Source organism: Aidingimonas lacisalsi, from assembly GCF_008079445.1.
In the GTDB taxonomy this organism is placed as follows: domain Bacteria; phylum Pseudomonadota; class Gammaproteobacteria; order Pseudomonadales; family Halomonadaceae; genus Aidingimonas; species Aidingimonas lacisalsi.
Genome location: NZ_VRYH01000002.1, coordinates 43,538 through 55,368, shown reverse-complemented (window position 1 = coordinate 55,368; position 11,831 = coordinate 43,538). Strand labels below are relative to the sequence as shown.

Below are 11,831 nucleotides of genomic sequence, written 5' to 3'. Positions count from 1 at the left end.
GACAGTCGTAAACACGCTTCCGACAACCAACGACCCCAGGAACCACCGCGCAACCCAACCAGCGAGCAACAGTCGGGCAGCCCCCCAGGAGATCGATCCATGAGTTCCATCACCATCCATCCCTCGGTCGATAACGGCGTACCACGCGGTCGCGACGATTTCGCGGGAGGTAAACTGTACTGCCATTGCAGCGACCACAAGGTCGAGGTAACCGTTAATGCCCAGTGCGCCCATAACCATGTCTGTGGTTGCACAAAATGTTGGAAGCCCGACGGCGCCTTGTTCTCAATGGTCGCTGTCGTCCCACGGGACGCTCTCAGTGTCACTGCCAATGAGGACAAGCTCTCGGTCGTCGATACGTCGGCCGCCATACAACGGCATGCTTGCCGTGAATGCGGTGTCCACATGTTCGGGCGTATCGAGGATACCAATCACCCGTTCCATGGGCTGGACTTCATTCATACCGAGCTATCCGACGAAGATGGGTGGGCGGGTCCCGAGTTCGCCGCTTTCGTCTCATCGATCATCGAATCAGGAACTCCTCCAGACGATATGGGCAGGATCCGGTCACGCCTCGAGGAACTGGGATTGACACCCTATGACTGCCTGTCACCTCCGTTGATGGATGCCATCTCGACACATGTCGCCAAATCCAAAGGGGTACTCCCATCCTGATTGCCCTTCGTGCACAAAAAAGACCCGCGCTGTTAGCGCGGGTCGAGAGGGGTTATTGCTTGGGATGCATCAAAGAACGATGCGGGCAATGACATATCTGGCTGGCACCAGATGCAGATAGGCTAGCGCGTTCACGATTTAAGCGACTAATTTAAAATGCCGATGACCATCATAACGAGACACTAATGCCCAGGTTCTCACCTGCAACCATTCACGACACCGCCAAAACAGCCGCCAGCGCAGCATGGTACCCCTGACTGCCCAATCCGGCGATCACGCCGTCGGCACGCAACGATACGTAGGAGTGATGGCGGAAACTCTCCCGCTTGTGCACATTGGAGAGGTGAACTTCAATCACCTTGCCTTCGAAAGCATTCAGGGCATCCAGGATCGCAACCGAGGTATGGGTATAGGCTGCGGGGTTGATGATGATGGCGGAGGTATCGTCCAGACAGGCGGCCTGAATGGCATCGACGATATCGCCTTCATGATTGCTTTGCACGCAGTGCAGCTCCCAACCATGATCCGACGCTTTTTCATGTAAGGTAGTGTTGATGTCATCCAGTGTTTCCCGGCCATAAATATCCGGCTCACGCGTCCCTAACATGTTGAGGTTGGGACCATGGATTACGACGACCTTGTTCACGTTATGACCTCGTTAGCAATGACACTCAAGGGCTGCAGCTCGCGCCCGGCGTGGCTGTACAAAGACAGGACAGCTCTCTCGTCAACGCTCTCGCTCTTCCCCCATCCAGCGTTGCCACAGAGCACTGACATGATCACGGTGACGTTCGACGTCTGCCGGCAATGCCGGTTCGCTCTTCGTCAAGGCAGCCCGGTGACTGGCATGGCGATACGCCAAGTAGGCTTCCTTCAGGCGCTGGACGTCACTGGGTGACATACATCCGCTGGACTCCAGTGTTTCCAGAATTCGCATGTTGTCGCTGTATTGGAGCAATTCAGGATTCCGGCTGCCCATCGACAACACAGCGTATTGGCAGAGAAACTCGATATCCACCATACCGCCAGCATCCTGCTTGATATCGAACCGCCCTTGCTGTTCCGCGGTGCGGCTGCTGCCCAAGTGAGAGCGCATCTTGTGGCGCATCTTGACCACCTCGTCACGCAATATCTCCGTGCCTCTCCGTTGGCCGAGTACCTCGCGTCGCAAGGTATCGAAGCGTTCACCCAAACGCTGATCCCCGGCGACCACTCGAGCCCGCACCAATGCCTGATGCTCCCATGTCCAGGCAGACTGATGCTGATAGTCCGCGAAAGCATCCAACGTAGTGACCAGCAGGCCTGAATTGCCGGAAGGCCGCAAGCGCATATCGACCTCATAGAGCGAACCGGCCGGTGTCATGGCCGTTAACAAATGAATGATTCGCTGCCCGAGTCGGGTAAAGAATACCGGGTTGTCAATGGGACGCTCCCCATCCGTCCCCCCCTGCGATGCGGCATCGTGCAGAAAGACCAGATCCAGGTCCGAGCCGTAGCCGAGCTCGATGCCCCCCAACTTGCCATACCCGACGATGATGAAACCGACATCACCCCCTTCGGCATCACGGCGTGACTGAGGCCATCCATGCTTGCGGGTCAGATGTCGCCAGGCCATGGACAACACCTGTTCCAGCACGACTTCGGCAATATAGGTCAAATAATCGCTGACATTCATCAAGGCACGTGTACCGGCGATATCCGACGCAGCCACATGCAATACCTGGGCGTGCTTGAACACCCGCAGCGTCTCGAGCTGAGCCTCTTCGTCGTCCTCGGGGATACGGCCCAAGGCCTGGCGCAATTCATCGGCCAGACGCTGCTTGTCGGCAGGCGTATAGAGTGTTGCAGGGTTGAGCAGTTCATCGAGCAGGACGGGATAGCGCGTCAACTGCTCGGCAATCCAGGGACTCGCTGCACAGAGTCGCATCAGGTGCCCCAGCGCTTCGGGGTTCTCACGCAACAGGGCCAAATAGGCCGTGCGGCGCAATACGGCTTCGATCAAGGGCAGCACTCGCTCCAGCACTTGATCAGGAGCCTCACTGTCCGCCACCGCCGTTAATAACAGCGGCATGAGCGCGTCCAGGCGTTCGAAACCGACTCGCTGCATACTATGCACCATGCGTGACTGACGAAGATCGGTCAGTCGACGCAATGCCGTCTCGCTGGACGCAAACCCGGCCTCGGCCAAGACTTCCTGCGCCTCGCGATCATTCAGCTCGCCACGCCAGAGGGCTCGCCACTCTTCCGTCGTGGCACCGGTTTCATGCGGCTGAGGGGGCTCGCCGGCCATCTCATCAGCATCACGCTCTTCTTCCGGGTCGGCAACGACGTCATCGAAATGCTCGCGTATGGATGCCCTCGCTTCATCGAGCCTGGCTATTACGGCCGGCCAGTCCTCCATGCCCAACGCCAGAGCCACTCGCTCCTGGTCGAGTGGCGACGCCGGTAGTGCCTGTGTCTGGCGATCTTCTATCGCCTGCAGGGCATGCTCCAGATCGCGGAGAAACACATAACTTTCTCGTAGCTCATCGACGACTTCTGCCGGTAACAGCGACAAATCGGCCAGCCTATTCATCGCCAGCTTGAGTGACGTCACCTGCAATTCGGGCTCACGGCCACCACGAATCAATTGAAAGGCCTGGACCACGAACTCGACCTCGCGAATACCGCCCCGACCGAGCTTGATGTTGTCATCCATGCCCTTGCGCTTGACCTCACGATTGATCATGCCCTTCATTTCGCGCAGGGATTCGATGGCTCCGTAATCCAGGTACTTGCGATAGACGAAAGGGCGTAACCCGGCGAGCAATTCATGTCCGGCATCGCGATCACCGGCGACGGGTCTCGCCTTGAGCAGTGCATAACGTTCCCATTCACGCCCTTGATCCTGATAATAGCTCGCCAGCATGGAAAAATTCCCGACCAGCGGGCCGCCATCGCCCAAGGGACGCAGACGCATATCGACACGAAACGCGAAGCTATCTCCGGTGACAGCGTCAAGCGCGGCAATCAGTTTCTGGCCCAGCTTGGTGAAATACTCTTGATGGTCGAATTCGCGCTTGCCGCCTTGGGTCGTGCCCTTCTCGGGAAATGCGAAGATCAGGTCGATGTCCGACGAGAGGTTGAGCTCACTGGCACCCAACTTGCCCATCCCCAGAACCACGAGACGTTGAGGGCTGCCGTCGGCACAGGGGGTCGGGCGGCCCCAACGAGTCGCCAGATGCGTTTCCAACCACGCCAAGGCACCGTCCAGACACACCTCGGCCAGATTCGACACCGCCGCCGTCACCGACCACATGTCGGTACTCTCGGGCCGAATGATGTTTCGCCAGATGATGCCTACCATCCGGGCATGGCGAAAGCGCCGTATGACAGCCTGCATGCCGGCTTCATCGTCACAGAGTTCAAGCGCGTCGGTTAACCACCGCGAAAGCAGTTCGTGATCCGGCGCGTTTTCCAATTCGCCATTGGCATCCAGCCGCGTCAGCCAATCGGGGTGACGAGTCAGTGTATCGACAACGAATGGCGAAATGGCCAGCACGCGAGCCAACTGCTCACGACGCACCGTCGACAAGGCCAACCAGCTATCACTCACAGGTTCACTGTCCAGACGAGCGGCTTGCTGATCGGCTCGCATCAACGCCTCGTCAAGCTGCTGCCCGGCCTTGCCCAGTTCATCCAAAAGTGGCGCAGGAATGTCGGCCAGGGGTAGAAAACCTTCGGGCAGCGCCATGTGTCTCTCCTTGCAGGACTCTGCTTTCAGCATAGCGAAGCCGAACGCGCACCAGCACCCCGTCGCGACGAATGGATCATCCCCAGAAGCGCTGTATCAACAGCAACAACCACGTCATGGCAGCAATCAGCAGTGCCAGCATCACGGCTGCCGAACTGATGTCCTTGGCGCGTCCGGACAACTCATGATGTTCGGTCCCTATACGGTCGACGACGTTCTCGACAGCACTGTTGAGCAGTTCGACGATCAACACCATGAAACAACTTCCCACCAGTAGAATCCACTCTACCGGCGTATCACCTATCCACCATGCCAGCGGCAACAGAATCACACAAAGCACGAGTTCCTGACGAAACGCCGGCTCATTGCGATATGCCGCTCGCAACCCCTTGAGCGAATAACGGGTCGAATTCACCAGATGTCGCCATCCGTTATGGCCAGGTTTCATGATATCGCTTCTCGTTGCTGGTGATGAAAGCGTCCGAACGATCGGTCCCTCGAATCAGTGCGACACGATCATCGCTGTCAAATCTTTCGTTAACGGTTCGAGGACTTTGGTCCAGTTCAAATAGGGGGTAGTGCTTGAGCCATTCACCAGCACGCTGAAGGCTCCCCAGCGACCTTGTTCGGTCCGAAAATAGCCGGCGACGGAGCGTACTGCAAACGGTTGGTTGAGTGTCCCCGTCTTGAGCATGACATTGCTCTGGAAGGTATCGCTACCGCGCCGAATCATTCTCATGACGCCATTGACCGGCGACTGCAGGCTGGCCACGAAGCTGGGAAACAGCGAGGCCTGATGATACATGTAATCGAGCAGCGTATTGACCCCAGCCGCCGACGTACGATTCTCGGGCGTCAATCCACTGCCGCTATGCAATGTCACCGGGCCATGTCCATCAAGGCGGCTGACGAACGACTCCAACGCATTGCCCGCCTGACTCAAGTCGGCCTGTGGGTTGTCGACCAGATTCATTGCCAGCACATCGGCCATGAAGTTATTGGAATAATTCAGGGTACGTAACAGCAGCTCTTGCAGTGGCGCACTGTCATGGCTGGCCAGCACACGTGCCGTTTCCGGCGGCGGTGTCTGGCTGGTGGCATAACCACCGTTCACGGTGATTCCCGTTTGTTCGATCAATGCCAACAAGGTCTGCGCTGTCTGGTCGGCCGCATCGGCACTGGAACGACGCACTGTCCGCGATGTTTCATCAGCGGCGATGGTTCCACGCAGCACCATGCGATCCCCTTCACCATTGGTGACTCGTTCCGCATACAACTCGGTAGCGCTGGACGCACCGCCGGTGTCCACCTGATTTTCGACCCTTACCAGTGGTGCCCGGCTGCTGCAACTGACGATACGGGCGCGTTCACCGGCTCGCGCCCCCGGCATGACATCGACACACCAGTTACCATGATTGACACCGGCAGAGGAGAGCTGCGCGCTGTAGGAGTTCCCTGAGCGAGTGCGGGAATCGCAACGATCCTGTGTCAGACAGGCAACCGGGCCAAAGCGCCATTGACTGATGACCAGTCGGCCATCGATACGACGAATGCCATGGTGGTGCAGAGACTGGACCATCCGCCATAAATCCCTGGACGTCAGGCCTGGATCACCGCCTCCTTCCAGTACCAGATCACCTTGCAGATGACCTTGATCATCCACATCGGCGGCACTCAAGAGACGCGAGGTGAAGTGATGCTGCGGTCCCCATCGCTCCAACGCCGCCGCCGCCATATAAACCTTGCTTACGGATGCGGGTGACAATTGACGCTCAGGATCGATTTCACCCAACACTTCGCCATCATCGAGCAACCGCGCCTGCGCGCCGATGTCAAACCCTTCAGCACTCAGCTGGGAGAGATGGGAGAAGCCGGCCCCCATCGCGCTCAGTGGTACCACAAGAGACAGAAAGAAAACCCACGACCGCACCATAGACATAACAACCACGCACACCTGACCATGAATAGGGAAACACTCAGCCCATTAGTGGGCGGAGACATCGGAAAACACCTGAATCACCACGACACCACCGATGATCATTGCCAGGCCAAGCATGGCGGGCAAGTCGGGCTTTTCGCCATAGACGAGAATACCTATCAGGGTCACCAATACGATACCAAGTCCGGCCCAGAAAGCGTAGGCGATCCCGACCGGCAGGGTTCTTAATGCCAGGGTCAACATATAGAATGCCGTAACATAGCCCACGACGACCAGCACACTCGGCCAGAACCGTGTGAACTCATTGGACGCCTTGAGCGCACTGGTACCGACCACCTCGGCGAAGATCGCCAACCCCATATAGACATACACCATGACAAGATCCCCTGTTGCCGGTTTCGGTGAAGCGCCAGCCATTCTACTCGCCAACCGGTGATGAAGACATGTCATCCACTCATGCGCTGGGCAGTAGCGAAGGATCGTGCGGCAGACAAGCCACCAGCCGCCATAACGACTGACCACTAAGGTCGTACTTGCGCTCGAAGGGCGTCAGATGCATCGCCGCTGGATCATAGGGCTCGACATCGGCACGAACATCGCGGACTTGTGCCAGGGCCAATGCAAACTCCTCGACATAAAGCCGCCAGTTGGAGCGTAATTCCAGACACCCACCCAGAGCGACGATGGTGGGAAATATCGCATGGCCGTGCCAACGCATCTTGAGATGCGACGACTTGGGGTAGGGGTTGGGATAGAGGAGATAGTGATAGTCGGGCTGCCAACCAGCCGCCAGCGCCAATCGCCAGAAGTCGACCAGATCGGCCCGAACCAGCAAGGCATTGTCAGGTAACGCTCCATGATCTCGCGACAGGCGATCGGCACTACGATCCACCCCGATGACAGCATGCGCAGGGTGGCGTTCGGCAAGCTGACGGGTCGACAAGCCGACACCACAGCCGGCATCCAGGACTAACGGGCGGTTAGCGGCTCTCAACCAGTGATCGGCCTGCTCGAACGCATCGCAGGTGTGCCCGGCGAACGGCTTTTGCCAGCGATGCTGCAACCCACGGTTAACACGGCGCGCCAGGTCATGATGCGGCTCAACCTGAGTAGTGGTTATGATGCGACTGAGATCGGTACGGCAATCGGCAGGCATGGCAACTGATGTCGAAAACGATGACGAATGGTCATTGTACAGGCTTTGCATTGCTGTTTCATGAATTGCCACGCTCACTTCGTACCGTTGGCATGACGCCACACCGGCCCCGGTGCTATTATCCCGGCACTCTATTTATAACCTGATGCATGACTGCACACAGCTCAACGAGGAACGCGGCTTGTCACAGTTACCGGTGATCGTCGGCATGGGGGGCGTCAACCCTGCGGGCAGAACCTCGGGCCACCAAGGGTATCGGCGCACGGTGCTGGACGCCCTCCCCCAGGATGACCAGGCATGCACTCTGCTCGGCCTGGCAGCAATGATGCGTCTGGCCCGCTGCCAGGACGATGGCAGTTGGCGAGATGCCAACGGTCAGCCTCTCGATGAGACTGAAATCGTCGAGCAGTTCCATCAACAAGTGCTCGACCATACGCTCATACGGCGTATCGAAGACCCTCGCTTCAATGCCGATGGCATCCCGGCCAATCGGCAGGCTCGGCTGGATATCGAGGCGCCACTGGTTTTTCGCGTACGCCGGCGCCAGTTGCCCGACGATTTGCCGGAGACCTGGCAGGTTCGCGAACTCGACAGCCGCCAGTTGGAGGTCACCGTGCCTGCCGGTCATATGGATGTCATGCTGCCCGAGCGTCGCCCTGCCCAGGTCCGTGCTGCCGGCCAACTGCCGTGTGGATTCGAGCCCAGTCGTTTTTATCGCAGCGTCCACCACCCGCGCGGGCTCGCCATGACCGTATTCGGTGCCTCAGACTGCCTTGGTCAGAGTGGCTTATCCTGGGAGACGCTGCGCGAGCGGCTCGATCCGGATGCGATCGCCGTCTACGCGGGCAATTCCATTGGGCAACTCGATGACGAAGGTTGGGGGGGATTGCTGAAGAGTTTCGTCTCCGGGCAGCGCGCCTCATCCAAGCAGATGCCCATGGGGTATGGGCAAATGCCTGCCGATTTTCTCAATGCCTATGTATTGGGTAGCGTCGGCTCGACGGGTGCCATACAGGGTGCCTGTGCCAGCTTCCTCTACAATCTGCGTCAGGGGGTGGAAGACATTGCCAATGGCCGCCGCCGCGTCGTCATGGTTGGAACCTCGGACGCTCCCATCACTCCCGAAATCATCGAGGGCTTCCGAGCCATGGGAGCACTAGCCGATGATGGCAGTTTGAAAGCGCTGGATGCCCTGACACTTTTGACCGACGCCGACTATCAACGTGCCTGCCGCCCCTTCGCACGCAACTGCGGTTTTACCATCGCCGAAGCCAGCCAATTTCTACTCCTGATGGACGACGGGCTCGCATTGGAACTCGGCGCGCAGATCCTCGGTGCCGTACCCGCGGTTTACGCTAATGCGGACGGTTGGAAACGATCGATTTCGGCTCCCGGCATCGGTAACTACATCACTCTGAGCAAGGCCGTTGCCCTCGCCAGCAAAATCCTGGGGCCAGAGGCAGTTCGCCAGCGAACGTTCCTGCATGCCCACGGCACGAGTACTCCCAAGAACCGCGTCACGGAATCCCATGTATTCGACCGGGTCGCTCAAGCCCATGGCATCGAGTCATGGCCAGTGGTCGCCATAAAGGCCTTCGTCGGGCACTCGCAAGGTAGTGCGGGGGGAGACCAACTCGCCAGTGCCCTGGGCAGTTTTGCCCATGGCTTGCTACCAGGCATTCCGACCTTGGATGCCGTCGCTGATGATGTCTACAGCGAGCGGCTCAGATTCTTCTCGACTCCCTTGTCTTTCCAAGCCGACGCCGCGTTCATCAATGCCAAGGGCTTCGGTGGCAACAACGCCACCGGCCTGGTGCTGTCTCCCTATGTCACCGAGCAACTACTCGTCAAACGTCATGGCAGCGAGGCCATCGAGCGCTGGAAAGTCCGGCGTTCCACTACCCTGGAGCGCGCTACCGGTTATGAAAACGAAGCGCAACGAGGACATTTCCATGCGTTGTACCGTTTCGGTGAAGGCGTACTGGAAGGCCCGGAACTCGATGTGCATGCTGACCAAATCACCATCCCCGGGTATGCACAACCCGTTTCGCTAGCCGTCGACAATCCGTTCGGTTCCATCAACGACTGAAGTACAGGATATCGCCATGAATACCGTGGTTTATCCCGGCACTTTCGATCCCATTACCAATGGTCATCATGACCTGATCGAACGGGCTGCGCGTATGTTCGATCACGTTGTCGTCGCTGTCGCCTCCAGCCCCGGCAAAAAACCGGCGCTCGATCTGGAAACGCGTGTCAACCTGATCCGAGACGTCGTCGCCCCACTCGACAACGTCGAAGTCACCGGCTTTTCCTGCTTGCTGACTGAACTGCTCGAGCAGCAGGGCGCGCGCATCATCCTCCGAGGCTTGAGAGCCGTCTCCGATTTCGAATACGAGCTGCAGCTCGCCAACATGAACCGAGCCCAGGCTCCCCATGTGGAAAGTGTCTTCCTGACGCCCGCGGTCGAGAACTCCTATATCTCGTCGACCATCGTTCGTGAAATCGCCCGCCTGGGGGGCGATATATCACAACATGTTCATCCCAAGGTCGTCGAAGCGCTCGATAACCTTTATAATACCTGAGTGTGGTACTCAGATATGAGACGACTCAGGTTTTTCCGGGAGTAATCCTATGTCCCTGATGATCACAGACGAGTGCATCAACTGCGATGTCTGCGAACCCGAATGCCCCAATGGCGCCATTTCGCCGGGCGAAGAAATCTATGTGATCGATCCCGACTTGTGCACCGAGTGCGTGGGCCACTTCGACGAACCGCAATGCCAGCAGGTGTGTCCCGTCGATTGCATCCCGCTGGATCCCGAGCACAAGGAAACGCACGACCAGCTGATGGAAAAATACCATATCATCACCGCTGCCTGACGCAGCGTTGCGTTATGTGGTGAGAATATCGCCGAACGCCTCGGGAAACTTCCACATCGGCCAGCCAGCAGGGAACGCACATGTCTATGTCTTCGACACAGTCGCAGACAGCACGAATCTGGCAACTGGCCTGGCCAATCATCCTTTCCAACATCACCGTACCGCTACTCGGCCTGGTCGATACGGCTGTCGTTGGGCACCTCCCCGACTCGCGCTACCTGGCAGCCGTCACCTTGGGCGCAACGCTGTTCAGTTTTCTTTACTGGGGTTTCGGCTTCCTCCGCATGGGGACGACGGGCCTGACCTCCCAGGCATCAGGCCGCGATGACGCAGATGGTGTAAGGAATCTCCTCGGACAAGCGTTGTTGGTGGCCAACGCCATCGGCGTCACGCTGATCCTGCTATCCCCTCTATTGATTCGCCTCGGCCTCTGGCTGCTCGACGGCAGCGAGACAGCCACCGTCCTGGCGACGGAATATGCCCAGATCCGTATCGTCTCGGCACCTGCGGTACTGTCCAATTACGTGATTCTGGGATGGTTCCTCGGTCAGCAGAATGCACGCGTCACGCTTGCGATACTGGTGCTGACCAACAGCGTCAACATCGTGCTCGACCTGCTGTTCGTTACCGGATTGAACATGACTAGCGACGGCGTCGCCTGGGCCTCGGTGCTTGCCGACTACACTGCCCTGGGGTTCGGCCTTTGGTTGGTAAAACGCCAGCTGCGACAACTCGCCGGCCGCTTTCGGCGTCGATACCTGCTGCGTCTTGGCGCCTATACCGAATTGTTTCAAGTCAACAGACATCTCTTCGTACGTACTCTTGGCCTGCTGTTCGCCATGGCGTTTTTTCATGCCCAGGGAGCCAGTCAGGGCGACACCATCCTGGCTGCCAATGCCGTACTGCTACAGTTCATCATGCTCACATCCTATGCACTGGATGGCTTCGCCCATGCCAGCGAGGCACTGATCGGCCGCGCTGTCGGACGTAAGGCCTGGGATGAGTTCGGCCAGGCCGTCCGGGCCGCCACCCTATTCTCATTCGTCACGGCCAGTATCGCAGCCTTGGGGTTTGCATTGGGGGGCGATAGCCTGATCGCCCTGCTCAGCGACCTTCCCGATGTCCGCCGCGAGGCCAGCACCTATCTCCCCTGGATGGTTGCCCTCCCACTCATTGCGGTATGGAGCTACCTACTCGATGGTGTCTTCATTGGCGCGACTGCCACGCGAGAGATGCGTAACAGCATCTATATCGGCCTGGCCGTGTACTTGCCACTATGGTGGATAACTCAGGGGCTGGGCAATCATGGCCTGTGGCTGGCCTTCATGACCTTCACTCTGATACGTTCAGCCACGTTGGTCTCCTACTATTGGCACTATCGTCGCACTCGCTGGCAAGACACCAACGTTGACCAAGGTCGATAGCGCATCCGCTGCATTATTCGC

At 58.3% G+C, this 11,831-nt stretch carries 11 protein-coding genes; 5 read left to right on the top strand and 6 right to left on the bottom strand.

Annotation, left to right across the window (positions count from 1 at the left end; all coding sequences use genetic code 11):
• Window positions 1-99 precede the first annotated feature (99 nt).
• Window positions 100-675: an S-(hydroxymethyl)glutathione synthase gene (gfa, locus tag FVV99_RS03500; RefSeq protein ID WP_148252667.1), complete on the top strand. Its 576-nt coding sequence runs from the start codon at window positions 100-102 to the stop codon at window positions 673-675.
• A gap of 211 nt (window positions 676-886) precedes the next feature.
• On the opposite strand, the gene aroQ is transcribed toward gfa, so the two are convergent.
• The 6 genes from aroQ to trmB form a co-directional block, all read right to left on the bottom strand.
• On the bottom strand, window positions 887-1,321 hold the full coding sequence (gene aroQ / locus FVV99_RS03495) for a type II 3-dehydroquinate dehydratase (protein ID WP_148252666.1): 435 nt from the start codon (window positions 1,319-1,321) through the stop codon (window positions 887-889).
• A gap of 81 nt (window positions 1,322-1,402) precedes the next feature.
• On the bottom strand, window positions 1,403-4,408 hold the full coding sequence (gene glnE, locus FVV99_RS03490; RefSeq protein WP_148252665.1) for a bifunctional [glutamate--ammonia ligase]-adenylyl-L-tyrosine phosphorylase/[glutamate--ammonia-ligase] adenylyltransferase: 3,006 nt from the start codon (window positions 4,406-4,408) through the stop codon (window positions 1,403-1,405).
• Window positions 4,409-4,484: 76 nt separating this feature from the next.
• On the bottom strand, window positions 4,485-4,856 hold the full coding sequence (locus FVV99_RS03485) for a diacylglycerol kinase (protein WP_148252664.1): 372 nt from the start codon (window positions 4,854-4,856) through the stop codon (window positions 4,485-4,487).
• 54 nt (window positions 4,857-4,910) lie between these two features.
• Window positions 4,911-6,341: a D-alanyl-D-alanine carboxypeptidase/D-alanyl-D-alanine endopeptidase gene (gene dacB / locus FVV99_RS03480; protein WP_148252663.1), complete on the bottom strand. Its 1,431-nt coding sequence runs from the start codon at window positions 6,339-6,341 to the stop codon at window positions 4,911-4,913.
• Window positions 6,342-6,392: 51 nt separating this feature from the next.
• A complete protein-coding gene (locus tag FVV99_RS03475; RefSeq protein ID WP_148252662.1) occupies window positions 6,393-6,722 on the bottom strand; it encodes a DMT family transporter in 330 nt (109 codons plus the stop codon).
• Between the two features lie 79 nt (window positions 6,723-6,801).
• On the bottom strand, window positions 6,802-7,503 hold the full coding sequence (gene trmB / locus FVV99_RS03470) for a tRNA (guanine(46)-N(7))-methyltransferase TrmB (RefSeq protein WP_236645317.1): 702 nt from the start codon (window positions 7,501-7,503) through the stop codon (window positions 6,802-6,804).
• Between the two features lie 208 nt (window positions 7,504-7,711).
• Between trmB and FVV99_RS03465 the strand changes: the two genes are divergently transcribed.
• From FVV99_RS03465 to FVV99_RS03450, 4 genes are all read left to right on the top strand, one after another.
• Entirely contained in the window at window positions 7,712-9,592 is a 1,881-nt protein-coding gene (locus FVV99_RS03465) for a beta-ketoacyl synthase (protein ID WP_148253156.1), read from the top strand.
• Window positions 9,593-9,608: 16 nt separating this feature from the next.
• A complete protein-coding gene (gene coaD, locus FVV99_RS03460; protein WP_148252660.1) occupies window positions 9,609-10,088 on the top strand; it encodes a pantetheine-phosphate adenylyltransferase in 480 nt (159 codons plus the stop codon).
• 49 nt (window positions 10,089-10,137) lie between these two features.
• On the top strand, window positions 10,138-10,386 hold the full coding sequence (locus tag FVV99_RS03455; protein WP_148252659.1) for a YfhL family 4Fe-4S dicluster ferredoxin: 249 nt from the start codon (window positions 10,138-10,140) through the stop codon (window positions 10,384-10,386).
• Window positions 10,387-10,472: 86 nt separating this feature from the next.
• Window positions 10,473-11,810, top strand: coding sequence for an MATE family efflux transporter (locus FVV99_RS03450; protein ID WP_148253155.1), 1,338 nt, complete (start codon window positions 10,473-10,475; stop codon window positions 11,808-11,810).
• Window positions 11,811-11,831 lie beyond the last annotated feature (21 nt).

Bases quoted from the DNA above. Each gene is read 5' to 3' on its own strand.
- gfa (WP_148252667.1), top strand. From the start codon at position 100: ATGAGTTCCATCACCATCCATCCCTCGGTCGATAACGGCGTACCACGC.
- glnE (WP_148252665.1), bottom strand. From the start codon at position 4,408: ATGGCGCTGCCCGAAGGTTTTCTACCCCTGGCCGACATTCCTGCGCCA.
- FVV99_RS03485 (WP_148252664.1), bottom strand. From the start codon at position 4,856: ATGAAACCTGGCCATAACGGATGGCGACATCTGGTGAATTCGACCCGT.
- dacB (WP_148252663.1), bottom strand. From the start codon at position 6,341: ATGGTGCGGTCGTGGGTTTTCTTTCTGTCTCTTGTGGTACCACTGAGC.
- FVV99_RS03475 (WP_148252662.1), bottom strand. From the start codon at position 6,722: ATGGTGTATGTCTATATGGGGTTGGCGATCTTCGCCGAGGTGGTCGGT.
- trmB (WP_236645317.1), bottom strand. From the start codon at position 7,503: ATGCCTGCCGATTGCCGTACCGATCTCAGTCGCATCATAACCACTACT.
- FVV99_RS03465 (WP_148253156.1), top strand. From the start codon at position 7,712: ATGGGGGGCGTCAACCCTGCGGGCAGAACCTCGGGCCACCAAGGGTAT.
- coaD (WP_148252660.1), top strand. From the start codon at position 9,609: ATGAATACCGTGGTTTATCCCGGCACTTTCGATCCCATTACCAATGGT.
- FVV99_RS03455 (WP_148252659.1), top strand. From the start codon at position 10,138: ATGTCCCTGATGATCACAGACGAGTGCATCAACTGCGATGTCTGCGAA.
- FVV99_RS03450 (WP_148253155.1), top strand. From the start codon at position 10,473: ATGTCTTCGACACAGTCGCAGACAGCACGAATCTGGCAACTGGCCTGG.